We start from the raw sequence: 13,090 nt of genomic DNA on the forward strand, positions 1-13,090 counted from the left end.
CCGGCTCGTACCCGACCCCCACCCCCAGGAGCCTCACCCATGAAACCCCTCGGCACCGGCGACCCGCTGCGCCTTGGCCCCTACCGCCTCACCGGCATGCTCGGGGCCGGTGGAATGGGGCAGGTCTACCTGGGCCGGGACGCGCGGGGGCAGCTCGCGGCGGTGAAGGTGCTGCGGCCGGAGCTGGCTCATGAGCCGGAGATGGCCCAGAGGTTCCTGCGCGAGGCGCAGGCGGCACAGGCGGTGCGGAGCGATGGTGTGGCGCGGGTGCTCGCCGTGCGGATGGAGGGCGGACGGCCGTGGATCGCCACGGAGTTCCTGGCGGGCCCCACTCTGGACCAGGCGGTCGAGAAGTACGGCCCCCTGGACGAGCCGACCGTGCGGGCCCTGGGCGCCCCGCTGGTGCGCACGCTTCTTGACATCCATGGCGCCGGGCTCGTACACCGCGATCTCAAACCGTCCAACATCGTGCTGACGTCCCGTGGCCCGCGGATCATCGACTTCGGCATCGCCCGGCCCGAGCACGGGCTGACCCTGACCACCACCGGACAGTCGCTCGCCACCCCGGGCTACGCCGCGCCCGAGCAGGTCCTCGGTCGGCGGACCGGCCCCGCGGGCGATGTGTTCTCGCTCGGCGTGGTCCTCGCCTACGCGGCCGGAGGACGGCCGGTCTACCAGGGCGGGCATGTGGCGGCGGTGCAGTACCAGGTGGTGCACGGTGAGCCGGACCTGGACGCGGTCCCGGAGACGATACGAGTTCTGATGACGCCCTGCCTCGACAAGGAGCCCGGACAGCGCCCGGCCCTCGACGCGGTCGCCCGGGAACTGGCGCCGCCCCGGGGAGCGGACCGAGCGTGGCGTACCGGGCCGCTGGCCGAGGACATCGCGCGACGTGAGGCGGGCGCGAAGCGCATGGCCACCCTGCCGGGCGACGAGGCGTCAGGACCCTCGCGGCGACGGCTGATCGGCGGTCTGGCGGCGGGTGGCGCGGTGCTCGTGGCCGGGGGCGGCGCCGGCGCGTGGTGGCTGCTGCGGGGTGACGACTCCCAGGCGGATAAACGGCCCTGGGCGGCGAAGCCGCTCGCGCACTACGAGGAGGGGAACGCGCCGGCGCCGCTGTGGGGCCCGGTCGACACGGGCGTCTCGGACCCCGGCGACGAGATCACCCCGATCCCGGTACACGACCTCGTCGTCGTCGCGGCCGCCGGGCGACGGCTGGGTGCCTACGGCGTTCGCGACGGTGCCGAGCGCTGGACCTCCACCGAGTCCGGGCTGACCGGACGGCCGCTCGTCCTCTCCGATGACACCGTGCTCATCGCCGACAGCCGGGGCGCCGTACGGGCGCTGGGGGCCGCGGACGGGAAAGAGCGCTGGGCCGCGCCCCGAGCGGACGCGGCGACCCTGCTGGCGGTGGACGACACGGCCGTCTACCTGGCCACCCGCACCGGACGGCTGCGGGCCGTCTCGCTGTCGTCGCGCACCATGCTGTGGACGGCCCCCTCGCCGGTGAAGCTGAGCGGCCCGCACTCCGCGGCGGGGGTCGCGGCCAGGGGGCGTCTGGTGGTCCACGGTTCCGACGGCCGGGCCGTCGCCCTCGACACCCGGAGCGGGAGGACGGCATGGGGCCCGAGGGTGTACGGACCCGGCGCCGTGGCCCCGCTCATCGACGGCGACACCGTCCATCTGGGCGGGAAGTCCCTGACCGCGCTCACCCTCGCGACGGGTGAGCGGAAGTGGGCGCACCCCGGTACGGGTGATCTCGGCTGGGGCGCTCCGGCCCTGCATGACGGTGTCGTGTACGCCGTGGACGGCACCGATCTGCATGCCCGCCGTGCGGAAACCGGCGCGGCGGAGTGGATGGTGACCGTCGGCTCCGAGACGCATCCGCTCGATCCCCCGGTGGCCGAGGGCCGCAGTGTGTGGGTCGGTGTGGACTCCACCGGCAGCAGCGGAATCGTCGCGGCCGACACCCGTGAGGGAAGGATCGCCTGGCCGTACAGTCAGGGCAGAGACGGAGCCTGGAGGCTGGCTGGAGCCGACAACCGCGTGTTCCTCCTCCAGGCCGGGCAGCTCACCGCCATGCCGGTCCTCTGAGCGCGACCTCACGGAAGTCCGGTGCCGTTCGGGTGTGCCCGGAAGGGGCACGGGGAACTGCGCGACCGGCCGCGACGTAGCCGCGGACGCACGACGGCACCTCGTGGCACTTCTCGCAGCCGCTCAGCCGTCCCGGAGGCCACCGCCACCCGACCGGGGACCCGGCAGCACAGGTGTCCGACCGGACCCGCGTCGGACCCCACCGAGGACGCTGGTACGCTGTGTGACGGCCGTTTGTGTACGCGCCCCCGGAGCCTCTCTTCGAGGATCTGGAGACAGCGCCCAGCGGACCCCGCCTCCCGAGTCACGGAAGCTCCCCTGAGACACCGACCAGGGGCACTCGGCGGCTGAAATGACTGACCAAGGAGTACCGCGTGTCGCTCGACGCCGCTACGAAGAAGCAGATCATGTCCGAGTTCGCCACCAAGGAGGGCGACACCGGTTCCCCCGAGGTCCAGGTCGCGCTGCTCTCGCGTCGGATCTCCGACCTGACCGAGCACCTCAAGACCCACAAGCACGACCACCACTCCCGTCGGGGTCTGCTGCTGCTGGTCGGCCAGCGCCGCCGGCTGCTCCAGTACCTGGCGAAGAAGGACATCACGCGCTTCCGTGCGCTGGTCGAGCGCCTCGGCATCCGCCGTGGTGCGGCGGGCGCCAAGTAGGACGTCGTGAAGGGAGCGGTTCCCGGGACCGGGAGCCGCTCCCTTTGCCGTATGTGTTGCCGTACGTGCCGCCCCAGGGCGGCCCACACCCGCGGTGCGCAGCGTATTTTGTCCGCTACGCGCCGCACATGCCAGACAGCGCAGCCGTCGTGATGATGGCCGATGCTTTGTAGTCTGGTCCCAACAACGCCATAGAGAACGAGGAGGAGCGCCTCATTCCCGCCGTACCGGTGCCACAGGAGCCGGTCCTCGGTAGTGGCTCCCGGAACTGGCAATTCCGGTGGCTTCGATCGAAGACCGGCCCGGCCGCCGGACAACAGGCCCGGGGCGCTGCTCCACCACCGTCCCCCGTCACACGGACGAGGGACGCAGAAGAGGAGAATTCCCTGGTGGAGAACGAGACCCACTACGCCGAAGCCGTTATCGACAACGGTTCCTTCGGCACCCGCACCATCCGTTTCGAGACGGGCCGCCTCGCCCGTCAGGCCGCCGGCTCCGCCGTGGCCTACCTGGACGACGACACCATGGTGCTGTCGGCCACCACCGCTTCGAAGAACCCCAAGGACCAGCTCGACTTCTTCCCGCTGACGGTCGATGTCGAGGAGCGGATGTACGCCGCGGGCCGCATCCCCGGGTCGTTCTTCCGCCGTGAGGGCCGCCCGTCCGAGGACGCGATCCTCACCTGCCGCCTGATCGACCGCCCGCTGCGCCCGTCCTTCAAGAAGGGCCTGCGCAACGAGATCCAGGTCGTCGAGACGATCATGGCGCTAAACCCCGACCACCTCTACGACGTGGTCGCGATCAACGCCGCCTCCTGCTCCACGCAGCTGGCGGGGCTGCCCTTCTCCGGCCCGATCGGCGGCACCCGCGTCGCCCTGATCAAGGGCCAGTGGGTGGCGTTCCCGACCCACACCGAGCTCGAGGACGCCGTCTTCGACATGGTCGTCGCCGGCCGTGTCCTGGAGGACGGCGACGTCGCGATCATGATGGTCGAGGCCGAGGCCACCAAGCAGACCATCCAGCTGGTCAAGGACGGTGCCGAGGCGCCGACCGAGGAGCTGGTCGCCGCGGGCCTCGAGGCCGCGAAGCCGTTCATCAAGGTCCTGTGCAAGGCGCAGTCGGACCTCGCCGCCAAGGCCGCCAAGCCGACCGGCGAGTTCCCGATCTTCCTCGACTACCAGGACGACGTCCTGGAGGCGCTGACCACCGCCGTCCGCGGCGAGCTGGCCCAGGCGCTGACCATCGCGGGCAAGCAGGAGCGCGAGGGCGAGCTGGACCGGGTCAAGGCGCTGGCCGCCGAGAAGCTGCTGCCGCAGTTCGAGGGACGCGAGAAGGAGATCTCCGCCGCGTACCGCTCGCTGACCAAGACCCTGGTGCGCGAGCGCGTCATCAAGGAGAAGAAGCGCATCGACGGCCGGGGCGTCACGGACATCCGTACACTCGCCGCCGAGGTCGAGGCGATCCCGCGGGTGCACGGCTCGGCGCTGTTCGAGCGCGGCGAGACCCAGATCCTGGGTGTCACCACGCTGAACATGCTCCGCATGGAGCAGCAGCTCGACACGCTCTCCCCGGAGACGCGTCGGCGCTACATGCACAACTACAACTTCCCGCCGTACTCCACCGGTGAGACCGGCCGCGTCGGCTCCCCCAAGCGCCGCGAGATCGGTCACGGCGCGCTGGCCGAGCGGGCGCTGCTGCCGGTGCTGCCGACGCGCGAGGAGTTCCCGTACGCCATCCGTCAGGTCTCCGAGGCGCTCAGCTCCAACGGCTCGACCTCCATGGGTTCGGTCTGCGCCTCCACCATGTCGCTGCTGAACGCCGGTGTGCCGCTGAAGGCCCCGGTCGCGGGCATCGCCATGGGTCTGATCTCCCAGGAGATCGACGGCGAGACCCACTACGTCACCCTCACCGACATCCTCGGTGCGGAGGACGCCTTCGGTGACATGGACTTCAAGGTCGCCGGCACCAAGCAGTTCGTCACCGCGCTCCAGCTGGACACCAAGCTGGACGGCATCCCGGCGTCCGTCCTGGCCGCGGCCCTCAAGCAGGCCCGCGACGCCCGGCTGCACATCCTCGACGTGATGATGGAAGCCATCGACACGCCGGACGAGATGTCCCCCAACGCTCCGCGGATCATCACCGTGAAGATCCCCGTGGACAAGATCGGTGAGGTCATCGGCCCCAAGGGCAAGATGATCAACCAGATCCAGGAGGACACCGGCGCCGAGATCACCATCGAGGACGACGGCACCATCTACATCGGTGCCGCCGACGGTCCGGCCGCCGAGGCCGCCCGCACCACGATCAACGGCATCGCCAACCCGACGATGCCCGAGGTCGGCGAGCGCTACCTGGGCACGGTCGTGAAGACCACCACCTTCGGTGCCTTCGTCTCCCTGCTCCCGGGCAAGGACGGCCTGCTGCACATCTCGCAGATCCGCAAGCTGGCCGGTGGCAAGCGCGTGGAGAACGTCGAGGACGTGCTCGCGGTCGGCTCCAAGGTCCAGGTCGAGATCGCCGAGATCGACCAGCGGGGCAAGCTCTCGCTGCACCCGGTCGTCGAGGGCGAAGACGACAGCAAGGACGACGAGGCGAAGGACGAAGCCGCCAAGTGACGTCCCGCGCAGACGTGACGACGGCCCGCCCCTCTTCGGAGGGGCGGGCCGTCGCCCGTACCCAAACCCTTCTCAAGGGCGAGAACGGCATCGGCACGGTCCGCAGGACGACCCTCCCCGGGGGCCTGCGCATCGTCACCGAAACCCTTCCGTCCGTCCGCTCGGCCACCTTCGGCATCTGGGCGCACGTCGGCTCGCGTGACGAGACCCCCGCGCTGGGCGGCGCCACCCACTATCTGGAGCATCTGCTCTTCAAGGGCACCCGGCGGCGCAGCGCCCTGGACATCTCCTCCGCCATCGACGCGGTCGGCGGCGAGATGAACGCGTTCACCGCCAAGGAGTACACCTGCTACTACGCGCGGGTGCTCGACACCGATCTGCCGCTGGCCATCGACGTCGTCTGCGACATGCTGACCGGCTCGGTGATCGACGCGGCGGATGTGGACGCCGAGCGCGGAGTGGTCCTCGAAGAGATCGCGATGACCGAGGACGACCCGGGCGACTGTGTGCACGACCTGTTCGCGCACACCATGCTCGGCGACACCCCCCTCGGCCGCCCGGTCCTGGGCACCGTGGACACCGTCAACGGCCTCGGCCGCGACCAGATCGCCCGCTTCTACAAGAAGCACTACGACCCGACCCATCTGGTCGTCGCCGCCGCGGGCAATGTGGACCACGCCACCGTCGTCCGGCAGGTGCGCCGGGCCTTCGAGAAGGCGGACGCCCTCACCCGTACCGACGCGGTCCCGGTCGCCCCGCGCGACGGCTCCCGTACGATCCGCACCGCGGGCCGGGTGGAGCTGCTGAACCGCAAGACCGAGCAGGCGCACGTCGTCCTCGGCATGCCCGGCATCCCGCGCACCGACGACCGGCGCTGGGCGCTGGGCGTGCTCAACGCGGCGCTCGGCGGCGGTATGAGCTCCCGGCTCTTCCAGGAGGTCCGGGAGAAGCGCGGGCTCGCCTACAGCGTCTACTCCTACACCTCGGGATTTGCCGACTGCGGTCTGTTCGGCGTCTACGCGGGCTGCCGCCCCAGCCAGGTGCACGATGTGCTGAAGATCTGCCGCGACGAGCTCGACCATGTCGCCCAGCACGGCCTCACCGACGACGAGCTGCGCCGCGCCGTCGGCCAGCTCTCCGGCTCCACGGTGCTGGGCCTGGAGGACACCGGCGCGCTGATGAACCGCATCGGCAAGAGCGAGCTGTGCTGGGGCGAGCAGATGTCCGTGGACGACATGCTCGCGCGGATGGCCGCGGTCACCCCCGACGAGGTGCGCGAGGTGGCGCGCGATGTACTGGGGCGGCGTCCTTCGCTGTCCGTCATCGGCCCGCTGAAGGACAAGCAGGCGGCCCGTCTCGACGACGCCGTCGCCTAGCCGCAGACGCCGTCGCCTAGCCGCACCGGAAGCGAAGGAAGAGAAACGATGAGCAAGCTGCGCGTGGCCGTCCTCGGTGCCCACGGCCGGATCGGCTCCGAGGCGGTCCGGGCCGTGACGGCCGCCGAGGACATGGAGCTGGTCGCCGCGCTCGGCCGCGGGGACTCGCTCGAGTCCCTGGCCGAGGCGGGCGCCGAGGTCGCGGTGGAGCTGACCGAGCCCGGCTCGGTCATGGACAACCTCGAGTTCTGCGTCCGGCACGGCATCCACGGCGTCGTCGGCACCACCGGCTGGACCGATGAGCGTCTCGCGCGGCTGCGCGGGTGGCTCGACGCCTCGCCCCGCACCGGAGTGCTCATCGCGCCGAACTTCTCCATCGGCGCGGTGCTCACCATGCGGTTCGCCCGCCAGGCCGCCCGGTTCTTCGAGTCGGTCGAGGTCATCGAGCTGCACCACCCCAACAAGGTGGACGCCCCCTCCGGCACCGCCGCCCGTACCGCCCAGCTGATCGCCGAGGCGCGCCGGGAGGCGGGCTGCCCGCCCGCGCCGGACGCCACGGCCACCGGTCTGGACGGTGCGCGGGGGGCCGACGTGGACGGCGTACCGGTGCACTCGGTGCGGCTGCGCGGACTCCTGGCCCATCAGGAGGTCCTGCTCGGCGGCGAGGGCGAGACGCTCACCATCCGCCATGACTCCACCCACCACAGCAGCTTCATGCCGGGCATCCTGCTCGGCGCCCGGCGCGTGGTGACCACCCCCGGCCTCACCTTCGGCCTGGAACACTTCCTCGATCTGGACTGAGGGCCACCGGTGCGCGCAAAGATCACGTATTTCGTTCTCGCGGCCGTCCTGGTCGTGTACTTCGTGCTGGTCGGCAGCCGGGGAGTGCTGCTGATCCGGGAGGGCACCCCGGTCACCATCGCGTTCGGCGTGGCCGTGCTGGTGCTGCCGTTCATCGGCGGCTGGTTCCTGTGGCAGACCACGCAGTTCGCGCGGAACGCCAACCGGCTGGCGCGTGAGCTGGAGGCCGAGGGCGGTCTTCCGGTGGACGAGCTGGTGCGCACCCCCGGCGGGCGGATCGACCGGGACTCCGCCGACGCGGTCTTCGCCAGGCGGCGGGCCGAGACCGAGGAGTCCCCGGACGACTGGCGCTCCTGGTTCCGGCTCGCGGTGGCCTACCACGACGCCCGGGACGTGCCGCGGGCCCGCAAGGCGATGCAGCGGGCCATCGCGCTGCACGACGGCAGGCCGGTACGGGCTGACTGACCCCCGGCCCGTCCGCTTCCGCTCAGCGGCGGTAGGCGGCCGCCCAGCTCTCGAGGGCGTCGGCGGCCATGTCGAACCCCTCCGGACGGGCCAGGAAGTCGGCACTGTGGCTGGAGATCAGGGTGAGCGGCGCACCGCCGTCCGCCGGTTCGGCGATCACGGCCTGCCCCTGCACCGTACGCGGCAGGCCCAGCCAGCGGACCGGCTGCTGCGCCGTGCGTATCGCCGCGATCCGCGACCAGTCCGTCGTGGCGTAGGTGAAGACGCCCACCTGACGCAGTCCGTGGGCGCTGACCTGCACACCGGAGCGCACCACCCGGACGGCGAACCCGATCACCAGGGCGGCCACGGCGACACAGATCCCGGCGGCGGGCAGCGATCCCGCCATCGCGATGATCATCGCGGAGAAGAGGATGTACGAGGCGAGCAGGAGCAGCAGGGCGGCTCCGCCGACGCGCCAGGTGCCGGGACGATAGGGGCGGCGCCACCGGTCCAGGTCCTCGTACGAGGGATCGTCCGGTGCGCCGCCCGTTTGGTCGTCCAGGGCTCCGTCGGCAGTCAGGAAGGGCAGGGGCACGGGATGTCCTCACTCACACACACGTCCGGTTGGGCCTGTGGTGGGTGAGGCTATCCCAGCGGCTCAACGGCCGTCCGACGCCTCCGACTGCTGGGTCTGGCGGGTGGGATGGGACTGGCTGTCCAGAGCGGGCATGCCGAACATCAGCGAGCCGACGAATCCGGCGACGATCGTGAGTCCGATCAGGGTGCGCCCGGCGATCTGGGACGGTGTGGCTCGGGGGCGGGCGGGTGGAGTGACATTGCTGCGGAATCGGTCGGCTTCGGAGACGAAGGCGAACGGCACGGGCTCTCGCCGGCGGGACATCTGCGGGCTCTCCTTGGAACCTCGAACGCGGGTACTTCTGACCGTTAGGACGTGTGAACGGCGTCCGAGGTGCCCTGTTTCGGCGACTTCATTCAATATTTTTCCGCTCGGTCCGCCCCGCGGGGAAGTGCCGGCGGCGGCCCGTAAGCTGGGCCCGCCCCGAGCGACGCAATACGGAAGGACCCGTCGGTGACCGAGAGCCCCACCGAGACCGAGAAGCCCGAGTTCCGCAGCGATGTGACCGTCGAACTGGTCAAGCACAGCGCCGCCGATTCCGACGTCCTGTGGGCGGCGCGGGTCTCCACCGCCGGTGAGCAGTCCCTCGAGGAGCTCACCAAGGACCCGGAGCGGTCCAAGGGGCTGATCAACTTCCTGATGCGGGACCGCCACGGCAGCCCCTTCGAGCACAACTCGATGACGTTCTTCATCAGCGCCCCGATCTTCGTCTTCCGCGAGTTCATGCGGCACCGGGTGGGCTGGTCGTACAACGAGGAGTCCGGCCGCTACCGGCAGCTCCAGCCGGTGTTCTACGTCCCGGGGGAGGCCCGCAAGCTGGTCCAGCAGGGCCGCCCGGGGAAGTACGAGTTCGTCGAGGGCACCCAGGCGCAGCACGAGCTGACCGGCCGGGTGATGGAGGACGCGTACCGCCATGCGTACGAGGCGTACCAGGAGATGCTGAGCGCCGGGGTCGCCCGTGAGGTGGCCCGCTCGGTGCTGCCGGTCGGCCTGTTCTCCTCGATGTACGCCACCTGCAACGCCCGCTCGCTGATGCACTTCCTGGGGCTGCGCACCCAGCATGAGCAGGCCGCCGTGCCGACTTTCCCGCAGCGCGAGATCGAGATGGTCGGGGAGCGGATGGAGGAGCACTGGGCCCGGCTGATGCCGCTCACCCACGCCGCCTTCAATGCCAACGGCCGGGTGGCCCCGTAGTCCCGGCCGGTCGCCGTCACCGGAGCGAGGTGTCCGTATTGCGGCGTTTCGAGAAGTTCATCTAGGCTGAACAAACGGGCCCGGCACTGCTTGAACCCCCGAGCAGGCAGTGCCGGGTCCCATCTCTTCGCTCCGTCGACCGCCCCGAGGGAGCACTGCGGGGCGCGCTACGAGTAGCGTGGGGCCCATGGCACCGACTTCCACATCGCAGACCCCTTTCGGGCGGGTGCTGACCGCCATGGTCACGCCATTCACTTCGGACGGCGCGCTCGACCTCGACGGCGCCCAGCGACTCGCCGCCCACCTGGTGGACGCCGGCAATGACGGCCTGATCGTCAACGGCACCACCGGCGAGTCCCCCACCACCCGCGATGTGGAGAAAGCCCAGCTGGTACGAGCCGTGGTGGAGGCGGTCGGCGACCGCGCCCACGTGGTGGCCGGTGCCAGCACCAACGACACCGCGCACAGCGTCGAGCTCGCCCGTGCGGCCGAGCAGGCCGGCGCCCACGGACTGCTGGCGGTCACGCCGTACTACAGCAAGCCTCCGCAGGAAGGGCTCCTGCGCCACTTCACCGCCATCGCCGACGCCACCGGCCTGCCGGTCATGCTCTATGACATCCCCGGCCGCAGCGGCGTCCCGATCGGCACCGAGACCATGGTCCGGCTGGCCGAGCATCCGCGCATCGTCGCCAACAAGGACGCCAAGGGCGACCTCGGCCGCGCCAGCTGGGCCATCGCCCGCTCGCGCCTGGCCTGGTACTCCGGCGACGACATGCTGAACCTCCCGCTGCTGTCGGTCGGCGCGGTCGGCTTCGTCTCCGTCGTCGGCCACCTCGTCAGCCCCGAGCTGCGCGCGATGCTCGAGGCCCATCTCGCGGGTGACGTCGCGAAGGCAACCGAGATCCACCAGCAGCTGCTCCCGGTCTTCACCGGGATGTTCCGCACTCAGGGCGTCATCACGACGAAGGCGGCGCTGGCCCTCCTGGGCCTGCCCGCGGGGCCGCTGCGGCTGCCGCTCGTCGACCTCACCCGCGAGGAGACGGAACAGCTCAGGCGCGATCTTGCCGCGGGCGGGGTACAGCTCTAGACAAGCCCCGAAAGTCGCACCTTCATACTTCACAACTGCATACAGACACATCAGCAAGTGCATGAATGTCACGCGCGCCATGTGCCCCAGGGGGCATGTGGCGTGTGTGGTGAGGAGAGTCTTTTGAGTCATCCGCATCCTGAGCTCGGCCCACCGCCGAAGCTCCCCGAAGGCGGTCTGCGGGTCACCCCGCTCGGCGGCCTCGGCGAGATCGGCCGCAACATGACGGTTTTCGAGTACGCCGGACGGCTGCTGATCGTCGACTGCGGAGTGCTCTTCCCCGAGGAGGAGCAGCCCGGAATCGACTTGATCCTGCCGGACTTCACGTCCATCCGGGACCGCCTCGACGACATCGACGGCATCGTGCTCACCCATGGGCACGAGGACCACATCGGTGGTGTCCCCTTCCTGCTCCGCGAGAAGCCGGACATCCCGCTGATCGGCTCCAAGCTGACCCTCGCCCTGATCGAGGCCAAGCTCCAGGAGCACCGGATCCGGCCGTACACCCTCGAGGTCGAGGAGGGGCACCGCGAGCGCATCGGCCCCTTCGAGTGCGAGTTCATCGCCGTCAACCACTCCATCCCGGACGCTCTCGCGGTCGCCATCCGCACCCCGGCCGGTATGGCCGTGCACACCGGCGACTTCAAGATGGACCAGCTCCCGCTGGACGGCCGGCTGACCGATCTGCCCGCCTTCGCCAAGCTGGGCGAGGAGGGCATCGACCTGCTGCTGGTGGACTCCACCAACGCCGAGGTCCCCGGCTTCGTCCCGCCCGAGCGCGATATCTCGAACGTGCTGCGCCAGGTGTTCGCCAACGCCCAGAAGCGCATCATCGTCGCCAGCTTCGCCAGCCATGTGCACCGCATCCAGCAGATCCTCGACGCGGCCCATGAGTACGGCCGCCGGGTCGCCTTCGTCGGCCGCTCGATGGTCCGCAATATGGGTATCGCGCGCGACCTCGGCTATCTGCGGGTCCCGGGCGGTCTGGTCGTCGATGTGAAGGCCCTCGACGACCTCCCGGACGACGAGGTGGTGCTCGTCTGCACCGGCTCCCAGGGCGAACCGATGGCCGCGCTGTCCCGGATGGCCAACCGTGATCACCAGATCCGGATCGTCCCGGGCGACACGGTGATCCTCGCGTCGTCGCTCATCCCGGGCAACGAGAACGCGGTCTACCGGGTCATCAACGGTCTGACCCGCTGGGGCGCCAACGTCGTCCACAAGGGCAACGCCAAGGTCCATGTCTCCGGCCATGCCTCGGCCGGTGAGCTGCTGTACTTCTACAACATCTGCAAGCCCCGGAACCTGATGCCGGTGCACGGCGAGTGGCGCCATCTACGGGCCAACGCCGAGCTGGGCGCCCTCACCGGCGTTCCCAAGAACCGCTGTGTGATCGCCGAGGACGGAGTGGTCGTCGACCTCGTCGACGGTGTCGCCAAGATCGCCGGCAAGGTCCAGGCGGGATACGTCTATGTGGACGGCCTCTCGGTCGGCGATGTCACCGAGACCTCGCTGAAGGACCGCCGCATCCTCGGCGACGAAGGCATCATCTCGGTCTTCGTGGTCGTCGACAGCACGACCGGCAAGATCGTGGGCGGTCCGCATATCCAGGCCCGGGGCTCCGGAATCGAGGACTCCGCGTTCTCGGCCGTGATCCCGAAGATCGGGGACGCCCTGGCCAAGAGCGCTTCCGACGGCGTCTCGGAGCCCCACCAGCTCCAGCAGCTGGTGCGCCGCGCGGTGGGGAAGTGGGTCTCCGACAGCTACCGCCGTCGCCCCATGATCCTCCCCGTCGTGGTCGAGGTCTGACACACCCTCAGCGCCCCTGACAGCGCTGGACAGTGGGCGGGGCTCCTCGATTTGCATCGAGGAGCCCCGCTCCAGTACGTTTACGGCTCCGCCAGCGGGGAAACCCGGAGCACCCATGGTCCTCCGGAGGAGCCCCCGGCGGAGGTGGAAAACCGGCTCAGAGAATTCTGATAAAGTCGGAACCACCGAAAGGGAAGGCCCTCCAACGGCCGCCGGAAACGGAATTCGGTTCGGAAACGGACTGGAAAACGGATCTGGTAAGGTTGGAAACACCGAAGGGAAGCGCCCGGAGAAACCGGTGAAATGGTTTCGAAGGAAGCGTCCGTTCCTTGAGAACTCAACAGCGTGCCAAAAGTCAACGCCAGATA

Annotated in this window: 11 protein-coding genes; 9 read left to right on the forward strand and 2 right to left on the reverse strand. The window is 70.0% G+C overall.

The window, feature by feature from the left end:
• Positions 1-39: 39 nt before the first annotated feature.
• The 6 genes from AB0C66_RS05825 to AB0C66_RS05850 all read left to right on the forward strand — a co-directional run bounded on the left by AB0C66_RS05825 (position 40) and on the right by AB0C66_RS05850 (position 8,013).
• Entirely contained in the window at positions 40-2,094 is a 2,055-nt protein-coding gene (locus tag AB0C66_RS05825) for a PQQ-binding-like beta-propeller repeat protein (RefSeq protein WP_362433223.1), read from the forward strand.
• 374 nt (positions 2,095-2,468) lie between these two features.
• Positions 2,469-2,756, forward strand: coding sequence for a 30S ribosomal protein S15 (gene rpsO, locus AB0C66_RS05830; protein ID WP_030288085.1), 288 nt, complete (start codon positions 2,469-2,471; stop codon positions 2,754-2,756).
• A gap of 389 nt (positions 2,757-3,145) precedes the next feature.
• Complete coding sequence (locus tag AB0C66_RS05835) at positions 3,146-5,371, forward strand: polyribonucleotide nucleotidyltransferase (protein WP_362433226.1); 2,226 nt, start codon at positions 3,146-3,148, stop codon at positions 5,369-5,371.
• Complete coding sequence (locus AB0C66_RS05840; RefSeq protein ID WP_362433228.1) at positions 5,368-6,747, forward strand: pitrilysin family protein; 1,380 nt, start codon at positions 5,368-5,370, stop codon at positions 6,745-6,747. The genes AB0C66_RS05835 and AB0C66_RS05840 overlap by 4 nt, the downstream gene beginning before the upstream one ends.
• Before the next feature lie 48 nt (positions 6,748-6,795).
• A complete protein-coding gene (gene dapB / locus AB0C66_RS05845) occupies positions 6,796-7,548 on the forward strand; it encodes a 4-hydroxy-tetrahydrodipicolinate reductase (RefSeq protein ID WP_362433230.1) in 753 nt (250 codons plus the stop codon).
• A gap of 9 nt (positions 7,549-7,557) precedes the next feature.
• On the forward strand, positions 7,558-8,013 hold the full coding sequence (locus AB0C66_RS05850; protein ID WP_362433233.1) for a tetratricopeptide repeat protein: 456 nt from the start codon (positions 7,558-7,560) through the stop codon (positions 8,011-8,013).
• Positions 8,014-8,035: 22 nt separating this feature from the next.
• On the opposite strand, the gene AB0C66_RS05855 is transcribed toward AB0C66_RS05850, so the two are convergent.
• Positions 8,036-8,590, reverse strand: a complete 555-nt coding sequence (locus AB0C66_RS05855) for a hypothetical protein (protein WP_362433235.1) — start codon at positions 8,588-8,590, stop codon at positions 8,036-8,038.
• Positions 8,591-8,653: 63 nt separating this feature from the next.
• On the reverse strand, positions 8,654-8,896 hold the full coding sequence (locus AB0C66_RS05860) for a hypothetical protein (protein ID WP_362433238.1): 243 nt from the start codon (positions 8,894-8,896) through the stop codon (positions 8,654-8,656).
• A 189-nt stretch (positions 8,897-9,085) separates the two neighbouring features.
• On the opposite strand from AB0C66_RS05860, the gene thyX reads away from it, so the two are divergent.
• The 3 genes from thyX to AB0C66_RS05875 all read left to right on the forward strand — a co-directional run bounded on the left by thyX (position 9,086) and on the right by AB0C66_RS05875 (position 12,722).
• On the forward strand, positions 9,086-9,826 hold the full coding sequence (gene thyX, locus AB0C66_RS05865; protein WP_362433241.1) for an FAD-dependent thymidylate synthase: 741 nt from the start codon (positions 9,086-9,088) through the stop codon (positions 9,824-9,826).
• A 187-nt stretch (positions 9,827-10,013) separates the two neighbouring features.
• Entirely contained in the window at positions 10,014-10,913 is a 900-nt protein-coding gene (gene dapA, locus AB0C66_RS05870) for a 4-hydroxy-tetrahydrodipicolinate synthase (RefSeq protein WP_362433244.1), read from the forward strand.
• A 123-nt stretch (positions 10,914-11,036) separates the two neighbouring features.
• Complete coding sequence (locus AB0C66_RS05875; protein WP_362433247.1) at positions 11,037-12,722, forward strand: ribonuclease J; 1,686 nt, start codon at positions 11,037-11,039, stop codon at positions 12,720-12,722.
• Positions 12,723-13,090 lie beyond the last annotated feature (368 nt).

It is taken from the genome of Streptomyces sp. NPDC048636 (genome assembly GCF_040650655.1).
Taxonomy (GTDB): Bacteria; Actinomycetota; Actinomycetes; order Streptomycetales; family Streptomycetaceae; genus Streptomyces.